This window comes from Acinetobacter sp. Colony158, from assembly GCF_019264745.1.
Lineage (GTDB): Bacteria > Pseudomonadota > Gammaproteobacteria > Pseudomonadales > Moraxellaceae > Acinetobacter > Acinetobacter ursingii.
In genome coordinates, this window is record NZ_CP078523.1 from 3,359,767 (window position 1) to 3,371,359 (window position 11,593).

Consider the following 11,593-nt stretch of genomic DNA (forward strand, 5'->3'; position numbering starts at 1 on the left):
CTTTAGAACTGATAATTAAGACGAACCAAATAATTTCGTGGCGCACCTGGCATCGCGTTAGAGCGCCAGTATTCTTTATCGGTGAGATTATTTACTGCGAAAGTAATCCCCCAATGCTCATCTTTATAACCCAAAGCTGCGTCTAGGCGTGTCCAACCCTCAATCTTGTTCAGATTGTTATCTGCGGTATAAAATGATCCCACGTAGGTGCCACCAATTTCAGCATAGACTCTTTCAACGGGTAAATAACGTATAAATAAATTACCCGTATTTTCAGAGATATTGGCAAGACGATTACCTTTCAAGCGGCTGGTTTCTGCTACTGTAGCACGAGTATCTTTTTTCCATTTGGCATCGGTATAGCCATATCCACCGCGTACAAAGACATTCTCTAAGACACGACCAATAAAACTGAATTCAACACCCTTTGATTGTTGTTGCTGTCCGACTTGCCATTCATTAGGTTGATTTGTTGGATCTGGCTGATAGCGAATATTATTCTTGGTAATATCAAAAACTGATAACTGTGTATTTAAACGCTGCTCGAACCAATCGCTTTTAACCCCGACTTCGTATTGTTCATTGTATTGAGGTTTTGCATCATAGACACTGGTATTATTCACATTTGGATCAATACTGATCATGCCTCGCCCACCATAAGGAGCAAAACTTTTACTATATGAGGTATAAAAACTATGCTGATCTGTTGGCTGCCAGACAAAGCCAACATTTGGGCTTAAGCTTTCGCCATCATAGCTTTTCGATACATTTACAGGCTTACTATTTGCAACCTGTGCCTGTGTTTTAAACTCAAATGTATCGTAGCGAATACCGAGCATCATTTTTAAAGTTGGAGTAAGTGTCACTAAATCCTGTAAGAAAAACGCTAGATTTTCAGCATCGTGATGGTTAATGGTCGTGGTTGCTTTATGGGCATTTACAGGCAAATCATCATAATAATCTGAAGGATTATAAGGATTGATATAACCATAATAACTTTGACTACCGCTTGAATAGTTACCAAGCTTTGGATCTCGATCCTCATGTGTCCAATCACTACCAAACATGATTTGATGTTCAAGATGACCTGTATTGAATTTGCCTGTAATATCAAAAGTATTAAGTAATGTTTTATTCATGGTTTCTTGCCATGCATAACTTTGGCGTAAATATCCCTTCCAAGTACACGCTGCACCCGTGATTTGTTTACCGTTCAAATCACACCATGTTCCGCCAAAGAAATTGTCAAAATTTTGATAGGCTTGGCGGTAACTAGCCGCCCAGTGGAATTTCCACTCAGGTGCAAATTCATATTTGAGATCTGTACGAATAGTTTGAAGTTCATCTTCTATATAATCGGTTGGACGCGCAAAACCTGTTTTTAATGAGACATCTTTCGGCAAGTTTTCATAACTTGGCCCTCGGTCAGGAGTACGGTCCAATTTATCGTAGGTATATTGTGTCGTCCATAACAAAGTCTGATCATCATTGCGATAGCTAATACTCGGTGAAAGCATTTCTATTTGCGAACCAATTCCTTTACGGAAACTATTGGTATCGGCCTTTTCACCTGTTAAACGGACTGCCCAGTGATCATTTAAAACTCGATTGAGATCTACAGTTGCTCCCACATTGTTATAAGATCCTGTATAAAGCCCTAGCGTACTTTTCGAATCAAAATTGGCAAACTTTGTGACCATATTGATCACGCCACCACCCTGACTTCGACCATAGAGAACAGAAGCTGGCCCTTTTAGTATCTCGATTCGTTCAACATTGGCGGTACTACGGCGTAACTGTCCACTTTCACGCACACCATCACGATAAATATCGCCTGCATCTGCTGCAAAGCCACGTAAATAAATACCATCACCGCGAGTATCATAACTTGTTGAAACGCCTGGTGTCCCTTGCAGCATAATACTCAGATCATTGGCGCCATATATTTTATATTTTTGCACATCAATGGTATCGATGGTTTGCGGAATATCCTTCTTTTTTAGCCCATTACGAGTAACATTAGCTTCGTCGTAGTCAATATAACTTTTGATAGGATCAAGCTCACTCATCGCTTCGATCTTAATCGTCGGTAATACCGCCTTAGCCGTTTCTAGCATTTCTGAATGTGATGATGCTTCAATATCTTTGGCAAAAACCACTTGGCTTTGCACAATCATCATAGCCAACAAACTCAGTTTAAAAGCCCCGACTTGCTTCATTTTAAAATTTAAATGATTCATTAGAAAAATTACTCAGACTTAAAATATTTAGTAAAATAAAACAAGCGAATACTAATAAAAAATATTCTCATTTGCATTAATATTTTTATACAAATTGATTATTTTAGATACAAATAATTAAGATTATTTTAATAATATTAACTTTAAAGTTGAAAATTCCACTATGTTTTTAAGAATTACAAAACAAATATCGCACTAAACCGCGAAGCATCAGCAATAAAATATTCATTACACCCCCAAATTTCCAATAAAAAAGGGATGATCAATCTCATCCCTTTTTCTACATTTTTGGCTTAGTTAAATAACTGAAGGCTTATTTTTCTTCAAGCATTTGACGATCAACTTCTTCAGGGTTATTCAATGCATTCTGAAGTTTTTGCATATCCAATGCACCGACCCATTTCGCAACGACAATCGTTGCCACACTGTTACCCGTTAAATTCGTCAAAGCACGTGCTTCAGACATAAAGCGATCAATACCTAAAATCAAGGCAAGTCCCGCAACTGGAATATGCCCCACCGCTGACAAAGTTGCAGCCATGACGATAAATCCAGAACCTGTGACTCCTGCTGCACCTTTTGATGAAATCAATAGCACAATTAGCAAGGTAATCTGATGTTGAATATCTAGCTGGGTGTTGGTGGCCTGAGCAATGAAAATTGCAGCCATAGTCAGGTAAATCGAAGTACCATCCAAGTTAAATGAATAACCTGTCGGAATAACCAAACCGACCACTGACTTTTCGCAACCTGCGATTTCGAGCTTTTTCAGCATCCGCGGTAACACGGATTCTGACGAAGATGTCCCCAGTACAATCAGTAATTCTTCACGGATGAGGCGTAACATTTTGAAAATACTGAAACCACACACACGGCTGATCGTGCCTAATACAATAAAGATAAACAACAAACACGTGACATAGAAGCACAAGATAAGTTGTCCAAGTTGTACCAAAGAACCAACACCATATTTACCAATGGTAAAAGCCATTGCACCAAAAGCACCGATCGGTGCAAGCTTCATGATCATATTCACGATGTTAAAAAATACATGTGAAATTTGATCAATCAGTTTCAACACAGGTTTACCTGCATCACCTAATTTATGCAGTGCAAAACCAAATAAGATAGCAAACAGTAAAACTTGTAAAATTTCACCATTGGCAAATGCGCCTACTACCGTTTCAGGAATGATATGCATCAAAAATTCGACGGTAGACTGGGACTGACCAGAAGCAACGTATTTCGCAATCCCTGCTGTATCGAGTGTCGCTGGATCGACATTCATCCCCACACCTGGTTTGGCAATATTAATCACCAAAAGACCTACAATTAGTGCGATGGTTGAAACGATCTCAAAGTAAAGTAATGCAATTCCGCCAGTCTTACCGACAGATTTCATACTCTCCATACCCGCGATACCACTAACCACCGTACAGAAAATGACAGGTGCAATAATCATCTTAATCAGACGAATAAATGCATCCCCCAGAGGTTTGAGTTGTTCTCCTAACCCCGGAATATTTTCTTTGACACCATCTACGATTTGAGTTGTGCTTGGATAAAAATGTCCAACCAAAACACCTGCGATAATGGCAATGATCACTTGAAAATAAAGTGATTTATAAATCGGTTTTTTAGCCATAACTTTACGTCAACAAATATTTCTAAGCCCTTAGAAATATATCCATAAAAATATCTATAAATAGTATATAGACAGCCCTTTAGTCCACTTGTCTGTATGACGCATGGTGGAAGTTTTCTTAAAAGAAAACTTTTCTTAAAGACGAAAAACAATTGGTTTTTCAAAAAAGTCTCATGACTTCAACATTCTGATCGAACCAGAACTTGATCTGTGTAAAAAAACAGGAGATAACGAGTAAATCGTTAATAAAAATTAAACAGTTTTAAAACGTCGAGAGTGTACTGCAATTCCAGTTTCTATCGGTTACAAAATCCTCTTTTTGGTTATTTTTTATGCAAAAATAGTGTAGACATTAGTCTAATACTCCTAAGAATAATTCTTTCATTTTATTTTTATGTCATAGTGATCATCTTCATTTTTCAACGAAATATTGACTGCTCATGAACACTAAGAAAAATCTATATAAAGACAGTGAACATCCTTTTGCCCAATATGTACGAATACTCGGTAAAGGAAAAACAGGTTCGCGATCATTAAATTATGAAGAAGCTTATGCTGCTTTTTCCATGATTTTGAAAGGAGAAGTCTTGGATGTTCAGTTGGGTGCTTTTTTGATGTTGCTACGGGTGAAGGAAGAATCTGTTGAAGAACTGACGGGATTTGTACAAGCCACCAAAGATCAACTGAACTTTCAGCCATTAGATGTCGATCTGGACTGGTCATCTTATGCGGGTAAACGTAAACATTATCCGTGGTTTCTATTATCTGCACTCACCTTAGCAAAGCATGGCTATAACATTGTCATGCATGGCGCTGCGGGTCATACCATTAACCGTGTGTATACTGAACAAGTCCTACAATATTTGGACTATGCAATTTGTCAGTCTGAACAAGATGTTCGGCAACGGTTACAGCAACAACATTTTGCTTATTTACCTTTGGACGTAATTTCCCCTGTCCTGAGTGATATGATCGATTTACGGAATGTCATGGGGCTTCGTTCACCTGTTCATACTTTAGCGCGCTTAATTAATCCCTTTAATGCCAAAGCTACCCTGCAAGCCATTTTTCATCCTGCCTACCGTAATTCACACCAACAAGCAGCGTATCAACTGGGCTATAAAAATAGCGCGGTGATTAAAGGCGAAGGTGGTGAATTTGAGCGTAATCCTGATGCAAAAACGCTTATTTGCGGTATTAAAAATGGTGAATTGTATGAATACGAGTTACCTAAATTGACCCCAGAACGTAGCCCAACTGAAGATGAGCTTGATTTAGCCACATTTAAACAAGTGTGGTTGGGCCAGACGAGTCATGAATATGGTGAAATGGCAATTATTGAAACGATGGGTATCGCGCTATATACCATGAATGTGGTTGACGATTATGCTCAAGCGATGCAAAAAGCAAAAGTGCTTTGGAATACTAGATTCGACAAAGCACTTTAAATCCCATGAAAACCGATATGTTTTAAATAAAACGGATCGGTTTAAATTCAGGTTCTGGTATGTGTGAATCACACTCCTCACCTTCTTCCTTTTTACCTTTATCAATATAGCCTGTACGCTCTTTTTCAGGGACATTCTCATGTTCCCACGCAATGACCGCTTGCATACAAATTTGGCGTTGTTCTTGAGTTAATGCGATACCATTTGGCCATTTGCCAATTTCCACTGCCGTTTTTAAACGCTCCACGATATCTGGATCTAAAACGGCAAGCATTTGTTCAATATTCATGCGTCATCCTGCTGTTGAAATGAGTCAAAATCCTGATTCCAGCCAAGCTTTGTACGGCAAGCCATATAAAAGTCATAACCGGGTGGATGTAATAAGTTTAACTTAAATGGATGCTTTCGGATATGCACTGTATCTCCGACATTCAAGGAAATACTGTTTTGTCCATCAGCACTGACCATCGGAAGAACACGATTTTCGCGAATCGTGAGTTTTATTTCACTGTGTCCACTGACCACGATTGGACGTGAAGATAAAGTATGCGGATGCATCGGGACAAGTGCAATCGCATCCATACCCGGATGCAAAATAGGACCACCACCTGACAGTGCATACGCGGTTGAACCTGTTGGTGTCGAGACAATCAGGCCATCACTATGTTGACGATAAACATACTGACCATCAATATTCAGCTCAAAATCAATCATATGCACGGAGCGGCCAGAGTGTAAAACCACATCATTGAGCGCAATCGCATCATAAATAGTTTCACCTTTGGAACGGACTTCCATTTCCAGTAAAAAACGTCGATCTAACTGGAAATGTCCCTGTAATACCTGATCAAGTTTAAAGATCACCTCAGACGGTTTAATGTCGGTTAAAAATCCCAAGCGACCACGGTTGACCCCGATTACAGGTGTATTATGTCGAACCAATGCACGTGCAGCATGCAACAGTGAACCATCACCGCCCACCACAATCACGAGATCGACCACTTCACCCAATAAACTACGACTTACGCTTTGCGTATTATTGTCAGGTACAAGTGCTGCCGTTTCCTGATCAAAAACAGGATGTAATCCCAAATGCAAAAGATGGTCGTGAATCAGACTCAATGTTTCAACGACTGATGATTTATCAGGACGGCCGATTAAACCGATATTACGAAAAGATTTGGCTGAAAGATTTGCAGACTGCATTGGATGCCTATAAGTTAAAGCCAGTATAGGGTTGGTCTGTGAAGCATCATATACATGAGGCTCATCCATCGCAAAATCACGATGAACCCTAAGATCAACATATCATATGCGATTTGTGCGACTAATATAACACAGTAATTCTAAAATCGTCTCGAATCAATCTACCCCATCTATCTCTATAAAAATGTTGATTATCAATCAATAATATCTAAAGAATTTGAAGCTTTAGCAGAAAAAATGAGTTTTTTAGCTTGTTCACAGATTTATCATTGCAAAATGTATAAAAGCTATCGCATGATTAGCACACTTTGTTGGCTTTTATGACAGATTTATGAAGTTTGAACGTGGCATCGGCTTTTTTGCGCTTATTTTTTCAGTGATCATTATTGGCGGTTTTCTTGCATTTAGTATTTATTTAATTCGACTGGATAATATTATTCGCGAGAAATTTGAAGGTAAACGCTGGGACATCCCCGCAAAGGTTTTTGCACGACCTCTGGAACTTTATACCAATGCACCTGTGACTCAGACTGACTTTAGTCAGGAGCTAGGATTGCTTGGCTATAAAAGCACCCAGAATTACACTAAATCTGGGAGTTACGTGGTTCAGGGCAATACCATGTATGTGCATACACGTGGTTTTGACTTTGGTGATAGCACTGAACCTGAACAAGTTTTGCAGGTGTCTTTTGCCAATGATCAAATTTCAGATATTCGCGCCACCAAGCCATCATCAACAGGCATTGCCAGACTTGAACCGCTCCTAATTGGCGGCATTTATCCGCAACACAATGAAGACCGTGTCCTGATTAAACTGGACAAAGTGCCAAAAACCTTGATTGAAGCACTGGTCGCAACAGAAGATCGTAACTTCTATAGTCATCATGGTATTTCTATACGTGGAACTGCGCGTGCCTTGGTGAGTAATGTCACAGGTGGTCGACGTCAGGGTGGTTCGACCTTGACACAGCAATTAGTCAAAAACTTCTATTTGAGTCCAGAACGCACACTCAAACGTAAAGCCAATGAAGCGTTTATGGCCATGTTGCTAGAGCTACATTATAGTAAAGATGAAATTCTGGAAGCCTATTTAAACGAAGTGAATCTCGGGCAAAATGGCAGCTATTCTATTAATGGCTATGGCTTGGCTTCACAGTTTTATTTTGGCCTCCCCCTACGTGAATTAAACATCGCGCAGCAAGCTTATCTGGTGGGTTTGGTACAAGGACCTTCGTTATATAATCCGTGGCGTAATCCTGAAGCAGCACTTAAACGTCGTAATATCGTGCTAAATAATATGTTGGTGATGGGTTACTTAACTCAGGATCAATACGATAAAGAAAGTGCACGTCCTTTAGGCGTGGTGGCTAAACCAAGTCTTGGGCCAGCGAAATTCCCAGATTTTCTGGACATTGTTCGTCGCCAACTCCGTTCTGAATATCAGGAAAATGACCTAACCAATCAGGGATTACGTATTTTCACAACACTTGATCCAATTGCTCAAACTCGTATTCAAAATGCCTTTAAATCGACTGTAGAACAAATTGCAAACCGTAATCCAGCTCGTCTTAAAGATTTACAAGGCGCTGTATTGGTTCAACATCCAGAAAATGGAGAGTTAATTGCTGCTGTTGGTTCGACTCAGGACTTTACAGGATTTAATCGTACAGTAGATGCTAAACGTCAAGTCGGTTCATTGCTTAAACCTGTCATTTATTTAAGTGCAATTGAGTCTGGACGTTATAACTGGGCGAGTCAAATTCAAGATGCAGCGGTCAATATCCCAGTAGGCGGCGATAAAAGCTGGACACCTAAGAACTATAGTGGCGGTGAGCATGGTGTTGTTACATTGCAACAAGCATTGGCACACTCATATAACCTTTCAGCTGTGCGTTTAGGTCAGGAATTTGGTTTATCCACTTTTAGCAATAACCTGAAAAAATTTGGCGTCACCTCAGATATTCCAAACTATCCATCTGCATTTTTAGGTGCGGTAAATATGTCGCCTATGGAAATGCTCAGTATCTATGGAAACTTCGCAACAGGCGGTTTTAAATACCCGACTCGTGCAATTCGTTCTGTGGTTGATGCCAACGGTCATGTATTAGAACGTTTTGGCTTAAATGTTCAACAAACCATTGATCCATCTGCTGCTTACATTTTGAATTATGGTCTGCAACAAGTCATGCGTTCAGGTACAGGTAAAGCCGCTTATAATACTTTATCTCCTGATCTGAATCTTGCAGGGAAATCAGGAACAACCAACGATACACGTGATTCATGGTTTGCAGGTTATTCTGGTAATTATCTGGCTGTCGTATGGCTGGGTCTGGATGACAATAAAATCACGGGTTTAACAGGTTCATCAGGTGCATTACCTGTCTGGACCAATGTCATGAAACAATTGCGTCAACAGCCCGTTAACTTACGTCAAACAGATGATGTGCAATGGCAATGGATTGACTCTGCTACAGGTCATTTATCCGCTCAGGGTTGCGAAGGTGCGATGTACATCCCACTCATGCGTAACAATGTCCCGCGTCAGGCAACTGTGTGTGGCTTACCACATTATCAGGTTGAGCCAACTTACAATTCTGATACGGAAAACGGTGATACAAGTGCCCCTGCGAACGATAGCATGGACAACTATATTCGTGACAGTGAAGATCAAATGCAAAATGATCTGTCCAATAATCGCGTCATTTCTAGTGGTAGTTATTCAAACTAATGATCACGGTTGGTAAAAGAGATTTAAAACGTATGTGGAAGCAAGGTTTTTTAGTATTAATAATGGCTGCTTTTGTGGGATGTTCGACATTCCCTTTACATGAAGAACAGAAAAAAGCACCACAAAAGCCTGCTGAACCTGCCAAGAAAACGGTAGAAACACCTGATGGGGTTAAAATCACACCCTATGAACAGGAAGAAATCAAACGTAAACCACTACGTGTTGTCGTTCCTGAACAAAAGGCAAAACAGCAATTTAATGATGGACGATCTCTTCCTGCTTTTAAAAATCTGATACAACAGACTCAGACGGCATATCGTCAGCAAAAATGGGACGATGCTGAACGGTTTGCTTTACAGGCTCAGCGTTTAGCGCCACAAGCGGCAGAAACCTTTATGTATCTGGCTTTAGTCGCCAATCAAAAAGGACAATACAGTTCGGCAGAATCACTGGCACGACGCGGTTTAAGTTATGCTCAATCTGCGCCAATGAAAAAACAACTTTGGCAAGCTATTTTAGTCGCTGGGCAAAAGCAAAATCATGTACAAACGGTACAGCAAGCTCAACAGGCCTTAAATTCACTTTAAGGCTTGTTGTAGATATTGCAAGCATCTGAAATTTTATATTAATTTAAAAATTACGAATACCTGCAATTCCGTAAGCGCCATCCTGCTGTACTTTGACAAGATCATCAGGATGTAACCCGCCCAGTGCAAAAACTAAAATATGAGTGTGTTTCGTCCATTGCGCCAAAGTTTCCCATCCTAAAGCTTTGCGCTCTGGATGGGTTTGTGTGGTCTGGATTGGACTGATCAACACCGCATCGCAGCCAATTTGCTCGGCATGTTGCAACGCAACCAGATCATGACAGGCAGCGATATAACGCTTACTTTGTTGCAAATCCCCTTTTCGCAGTTGCATCAATTGATGTTGCTTAAGATGCAAAGTCTTTATCGAGGGTGTTAAATCGCTGGGCATTTTTTGAAAATGCTCAATATTGATTATCAGTTTTTGTAAATTTTCTGATGAGTATCGATGCAAATCTTCAGCTAAAAACTGATCTGGTTCTACCCTCCAGTAAAAAAGTGACTTTGCCTCTGGTCGAAAGTCGGATAATTGATGACTAATTTTGATGTAATGCGGCCAAACTAAACGCTGAATAATCGAATCATTGGCTTTGGGGAAATTGAGCTTCGTTAATTGTTCACGTGCATACCACGTCCACGGTTGCTGAATCAGCTGCATTAAGTCGTCAGGGACATAGGCATAAAACAGATGAAGATTAACCACAATATCGTCATATTCATGCTGAATACGATCAAACGCATACCACTGCGATAACCCAATACCTACTTCCTCATAAATCTCACGGCGACACGCCTCTTCAGGGCTTTCTCCTGATTCTACCTTGCCACCTGGAAATTCATATTTATTGCCTTGATGTTGCTTTGCTTGGCGCCAGCCTACCAATACTTTTCCGCGATGTAATAACAGCCCAATAGCAATCTTGATCACAGGTTTTGACATAGCGTTTAGATCTTCCTCAATTTTACCCAAGTGTAAGCAAATTTTATTTTTTATAAAATATTCATTTTTTGATTGACAGGCCTATTCGATAATGATTATCATTTAAATCGTTAGCTAAAACACCACGGAGCACAACAAATGAACGCACCTTTTAACCTATTTACTCGTAGCAACGAAACAGCTCAATCTTTGCCAATGTTGCATTCAAACAATCTATTTGCCCTAGGTCGTGAAATTCGCATTATGCATGCCGGTGAAGAATACCGTTTACGCTTAACCCGTAACAACCGTTTGATTCTAACTAAATAATTAGAAAAACCGTCTAAAATAATAACACTCGTGGGCAAATAAAATATACAAACAGTATGGCTTGAGCCATACTGTTTTTCTTTGTGAACGGTCTGGATATTATTCACTTAATGCTTTTTAAAACAGCATTTCCCACTTTAAGGAGGATCTAAGTTTTCTGACAAAGTAAACACAAGTTCTACCGTTAAACCACCCTGCTCAACGACATGAAAATCCAATTGTGCATGGTGCAACATCACAATCTTTCGCGTGATGGAAAGTCCTAATCCCGAACCGCGCTGCCCTGTTCCCAAACCTCTAAAAAAACGTTGTCCCAAACGTTCAAAAATTTGCTGATCCATTTTCTCGCCATGATTGTGAATGCTTAAACGAATGCGCTGTGGTGGTATATTTTCAAGTTGAATATGGACTTGAGAATCACTAGGTGAATAACGAATGGCATTATCCAGCAGATTACGGATACAGGTAAAAACCAGCTCATGATTCGCAT

At 39.9% G+C, this 11,593-nt stretch carries 10 protein-coding genes; 4 read left to right on the forward strand and 6 right to left on the reverse strand.

Translation table 11 applies throughout. From position 1 onward, the window contains the following. Window positions 1-2: 2 nt before the first annotated feature. Both JR005_RS13695 and JR005_RS13700 read right to left on the reverse strand, forming a co-directional pair. Entirely contained in the window at window positions 3-2,240 is a 2,238-nt protein-coding gene (locus tag JR005_RS13695) for a TonB-dependent receptor (protein WP_218665291.1), read from the reverse strand. A 313-nt stretch (window positions 2,241-2,553) separates the two neighbouring features. After that, complete coding sequence (locus JR005_RS13700) at window positions 2,554-3,885, reverse strand: dicarboxylate/amino acid:cation symporter (RefSeq protein WP_004989747.1); 1,332 nt, start codon at window positions 3,883-3,885, stop codon at window positions 2,554-2,556. A 440-nt stretch (window positions 3,886-4,325) separates the two neighbouring features. Here JR005_RS13700 and JR005_RS13705 point away from each other — a divergent pair, with 440 nt between their 5' ends. Beyond that, complete coding sequence (locus tag JR005_RS13705; RefSeq protein WP_218665292.1) at window positions 4,326-5,333, forward strand: glycosyl transferase family protein; 1,008 nt, start codon at window positions 4,326-4,328, stop codon at window positions 5,331-5,333. A gap of 22 nt (window positions 5,334-5,355) precedes the next feature. On the opposite strand, the gene JR005_RS13710 is transcribed toward JR005_RS13705, so the two are convergent. Together JR005_RS13710 and JR005_RS13715 are read right to left on the reverse strand one after the other, a co-directional pair. Continuing rightward, entirely contained in the window at window positions 5,356-5,622 is a 267-nt protein-coding gene (locus JR005_RS13710; RefSeq protein ID WP_218665293.1) for a YeaC family protein, read from the reverse strand. Beyond that, window positions 5,619-6,539, reverse strand: a complete 921-nt coding sequence (locus JR005_RS13715; RefSeq protein ID WP_004989753.1) for an NAD(+) kinase — start codon at window positions 6,537-6,539, stop codon at window positions 5,619-5,621. The genes JR005_RS13710 and JR005_RS13715 overlap by 4 nt, the downstream gene beginning before the upstream one ends. Before the next feature lie 331 nt (window positions 6,540-6,870). On the opposite strand from JR005_RS13715, the gene mrcB reads away from it, so the two are divergent. Both mrcB and JR005_RS13725 read left to right on the forward strand, forming a co-directional pair. Continuing rightward, window positions 6,871-9,267, forward strand: coding sequence for a penicillin-binding protein 1B (gene mrcB, locus JR005_RS13720; protein ID WP_004989756.1), 2,397 nt, complete (start codon window positions 6,871-6,873; stop codon window positions 9,265-9,267). Between the two features lie 32 nt (window positions 9,268-9,299). Next, window positions 9,300-9,854 (forward strand): hypothetical protein, encoded by a 555-nt coding sequence (locus JR005_RS13725; protein WP_026039936.1) that lies wholly within the window; start codon window positions 9,300-9,302, stop codon window positions 9,852-9,854. 43 nt (window positions 9,855-9,897) lie between these two features. On the opposite strand, the gene JR005_RS13730 is transcribed toward JR005_RS13725, so the two are convergent. After that, entirely contained in the window at window positions 9,898-10,794 is an 897-nt protein-coding gene (locus JR005_RS13730) for an NUDIX domain-containing protein (RefSeq protein WP_218665294.1), read from the reverse strand. Between the two features lie 138 nt (window positions 10,795-10,932). Here JR005_RS13730 and hemP point away from each other — a divergent pair, with 138 nt between their 5' ends. Beyond that, window positions 10,933-11,103 carry a hemin uptake protein HemP gene (hemP, locus tag JR005_RS13735; RefSeq protein WP_004989761.1) on the forward strand — a complete coding sequence of 57 codons (171 nt, stop codon included), beginning with the start codon at window positions 10,933-10,935 and terminating at the stop codon, window positions 11,101-11,103. Window positions 11,104-11,240: 137 nt separating this feature from the next. On the opposite strand, the gene JR005_RS15060 is transcribed toward hemP, so the two are convergent. After that, window positions 11,241-11,593, reverse strand: a 353-nt coding sequence (locus tag JR005_RS15060) for an ATP-binding protein (protein WP_267460113.1), incomplete at its 5' end; no start/stop codon positions are given.

What these genes read in the sequence shown, in the direction of transcription:
- JR005_RS13695 (WP_218665291.1), bottom strand. Translation starts at nt 2,240, where the DNA reads ATGAATCATTTAAATTTTAAAATGAAGCAAGTCGGGGCTTTTAAACTG.
- JR005_RS13700 (WP_004989747.1), bottom strand. Translation starts at nt 3,885, where the DNA reads ATGGCTAAAAAACCGATTTATAAATCACTTTATTTTCAAGTGATCATT.
- JR005_RS13705 (WP_218665292.1), top strand. Translation starts at nt 4,326, where the DNA reads ATGAACACTAAGAAAAATCTATATAAAGACAGTGAACATCCTTTTGCC.
- JR005_RS13710 (WP_218665293.1), bottom strand. Translation starts at nt 5,622, where the DNA reads ATGAATATTGAACAAATGCTTGCCGTTTTAGATCCAGATATCGTGGAG.
- JR005_RS13715 (WP_004989753.1), bottom strand. Translation starts at nt 6,539, where the DNA reads ATGCAGTCTGCAAATCTTTCAGCCAAATCTTTTCGTAATATCGGTTTA.
- mrcB (WP_004989756.1), top strand. Translation starts at nt 6,871, where the DNA reads ATGAAGTTTGAACGTGGCATCGGCTTTTTTGCGCTTATTTTTTCAGTG.
- JR005_RS13725 (WP_026039936.1), top strand. Translation starts at nt 9,300, where the DNA reads ATGTGGAAGCAAGGTTTTTTAGTATTAATAATGGCTGCTTTTGTGGGA.
- JR005_RS13730 (WP_218665294.1), bottom strand. Translation starts at nt 10,794, where the DNA reads ATGTCAAAACCTGTGATCAAGATTGCTATTGGGCTGTTATTACATCGC.
- hemP (WP_004989761.1), top strand. Translation starts at nt 10,933, where the DNA reads ATGAACGCACCTTTTAACCTATTTACTCGTAGCAACGAAACAGCTCAA.